A 2,214-nucleotide genomic window follows, 5' to 3' on the forward strand; every position below is an offset into this window, starting at 1 on the left:
TAATCGGTATCAAAACCTGGTCTTGCTTGTTCAAGTGGTACAACTATTACTTCTAGATCTTCTATGGAACCATTTGCCGTGACACAAAAATCTTGTGTAAATGGACTGGTTTGGGTTGGGAAATCTACAACTACGCTTGATGGTGAGAAGTTCCAGTAGGTTGGGTTTTCTGGGTTTGGGGTGATGGTATGTTGACCGTCGAGAACAGATAATGAGTAAAAACCATCTGTATTTGATGAAAATAAACCAGAATTTAATGCGTCACTAACTGTATAAACTAAATTTGAAAAAATAGGATCACTGGTAGTACAACCATTATTATTTAAATCTATAGTTGAAAAACCACTTACCTCATGACTTATTCCACCTGTTGTAAATGAACAATAAGAGTTAATTTCTAAATTAGGAAACGTAAAATCAAGAATATTCATATTTTCGATCTCATCATCATCTACACATAAGTATCTGAATTGAGATGGAGAAGGATGGTTTGTAACTTTAATCCCTGTATTAGTGTGATTATAGTTAGGTGACCCATTTTTTAGATTCAAAATTTCTAATGGAACATTACTAGCTGTCAATGAACTAAAAAGTGGATTATTACTAAAATCTAGCTCAGTTAATAAGCTATTACTACAACCTAAACTTCGAAAATTTGGCGAATTAGAAACATCAAGAGAAGTAATCGGTACTTGGTAAACAGTTAATGATTCCAAGCCTACTAAATTTGAAGAATCAAAGTTGGTCAAAGGGTTCCAAGTTAAATTAACCGAAATAATATTGGAATTAGATCCGTTGAGTTGAGTTAGATTATTACCAGATAAGTCTAGATTTCTCAGAGCTGTAAATCCTGATATATCAAATGAAGAGATTCCATTATGGAGATAACCTAATTGATTTAATGTACTAAAACTACTGTTGAAGTTTGATAAAGGAATATTAATATCTTGTAATATTAAATTGGTCAAATTGGTAAATGATGGCGTTATCAAATTTGAGATTGACCCATCTCTAATTTGAATGTTTTCTAGACCAGCATTGTTAGATAAATCTAAATTATTGGTGTTAAAATTAGTTAGTTGTAAATAGTTTAATTGTGCATTGTTGGAAACATCAAGATTACTAAGAGTCATGTCCGTGAACGAAATCCTCTCTAGTGTGAGATTTGAACTCAAATCTAAATTATTTATTGGAACGTTATTTAAAGAAATAAATTCTAGAACACTAAAAGAATTAGTGTTCAATTGGTTGAGATTAGATGCATCTCTAACACTTAGGTTTTCAAGAGTAGTACTTGTCAAATTCAAAGATGAGTTAGGATAACCTCTTACATTAAAATTTTTCAAGGTTGGTAAACCTGAAATATTATAACTCGCTATATTATCATGAGAAACAGCAAGTGATATTAACATGTTTAAATTAATTAAATCTAAAGAATTGATGTTGGGACAATTGGTTCCTGTACAATTCATGGAAAAGTATTGCAAGCTATTATGATTTGCTATATTAATCTGAGAAATTAAATTATCGTTTAATTCTAATTTTTGGAGACTGGAAGGAAGAATACTTGCATTGATATATGTTACTGAAGTATCTTCCATTTCCAATTCAGTAAGATTAGAGAAAAATTCTATCCCTGATAAATCATCTATGGACATTCCAGTTACATACATTTTACCGACATTTTGAGCTTCGGATATTTGAATACTTGAATCATTATTAATGTCTATACTCCCCAAACCATTTCCATTCAAATTTCTCATGCAATAGCAATTCAATAAATAATTTTCAAGATCTGGATCGGTAAATGAGATATCCTGTGCTGAAGTAAATTGCATACTTACAAGCATTAATAAAATTGATAATAAAGTAAAGTTTTTCATTTTGGGCGGTTTTGGATCTTTCTAAAGTACTTCACTTTAACAACCTTAAAATTTTCTTAAACTTCTTTAACACGCATTTAACTACTTAATTATCATTTGATAACAAATTAATAAAATCTTAAATTTATTTGGTAATAGAAACCTATTCAAATTACTATTTCAACATTCTTACCTATTTAAAGTAATTATATCTTATTCGCTTTCGCGAAAGCGGAACAAAAAAAGCCTCTTCAATTAAGAAAAGGCTTTTCATTTTGGAATATATGAGAAATTTACTCCACTAGTAACTTCTCTATTTTCTGGCCTGCATTGCTTTTTATAGTTACAAAGT

1 pseudogene is annotated in these 2,214 nt (G+C 30.0%); it reads right to left on the reverse strand.

The features are described from left to right. Positions 1-1,883 (reverse strand): annotated as a pseudogene (locus LY01_RS14940) (hypothetical protein); the annotation flags it as partial. Positions 1,884-2,214: the final 331 nt, after the last annotated feature.

It is taken from the genome of Nonlabens xylanidelens, from assembly GCF_002934445.1.
Classification (GTDB): Bacteria; Bacteroidota; Bacteroidia; order Flavobacteriales; family Flavobacteriaceae; genus Nonlabens; species Nonlabens xylanidelens.